The organism is Streptomyces cacaoi (genome assembly GCF_006539165.1).
In the GTDB taxonomy this organism is placed as follows: domain Bacteria; phylum Actinomycetota; class Actinomycetes; order Streptomycetales; family Streptomycetaceae; genus Streptomyces; species Streptomyces cacaoi.
In genome coordinates this window covers 1-958 of the sequence record NZ_BJMM01000174.1, presented here as the reverse complement: position 1 = coordinate 958, position 958 = coordinate 1, and the positions used below count along the sequence as shown (strand labels likewise).

Annotated in this window: 1 pseudogene; it reads left to right on the top strand. The window is 71.0% G+C overall.

The features are described 5' to 3' along the window. Positions 1–555 precede the first annotated feature (555 nt). A pseudogene (locus tag SCA03_RS34795) lies at positions 556–958 on the top strand (transglycosylase SLT domain-containing protein); the annotation flags it as partial.

Here is a 958-nt window from a genome sequence, read left to right as displayed (position 1 = left end):
CCCGGCACACACCGTCCACACCCGGCGCCGGACATGAGCAGCGCCCAGGCCCCCCGCACCCCCCGCGGGGGGCCGGCCCTTTTGTCCTTCGTTCTTCGTCTCCCGGCCTCTCGTCTTCGGCGGGGCCGGTACAGATGTGTGGCCCGGAGCACACAATTCCTGTGGTCCAGCGCACAATGCGCGCGGGTTTTCCTGACGCACCGCGCACGATTCCCGTCCCCGCGTCGGGGGGAAATCCCCGCGCTGTGACCCCGGGCATAGGGCCCACGTCACGTACGAAAGTTTTTCGTATGCCCCGGTTGGGCCCGGGCCCGTATGCGGCCCGTCGTCCGCCGCGCCCATCGGCAGCAGACGAAAACGGATAGTACGTCACACATTTGGAATTGCTCGCGCCGCCCTCAACACTGGGATTCGGCCGCGACGGCAGAAGGCAAAAACCCGCTCCACGCGGATACGCCCCCCGCGGGCCCGCACCACGCGGAAAGCCCGAAGCCGAATCCGTCCCCGCATCTCGCGGCCACGCCTCATGTCCCCTGCGAAAGGCATTTCCCGCATATGACCGCCCTGCGCACCACCAAGCTCACCCGCATCGCCGCCACCACGGTGACCGCCGCCGGTACCGCCGCGCTGGCCCTCACCGCCACCAGCGGTACCGCCCACGCCGCCGGCCACCAGGCCGAGGCCAAGCCCGCCGGTGTCCAGGCCACGCTCGCCAAGGACGTCCAGGGCAAGGCGCCCGCGCTGGCCAAGCCCGGCGAGAAGGCCGAGAAGGCCGACGCGGGCAAGGCCACCGCCGGTAAGGCCGCGAAGCCGGTCGAGAAGGCTGCGAAGGACGCCGAGGCCGGCACGGCCGAGGCCGCGAAGAAGGCCGACGCCGGGACCGACAAGAAGGACGCCGAGCCGGCCGCGGAGAAGAAGTACCCCGACAACCTGGACGGCTGGATCCGTGAGGCCCGGG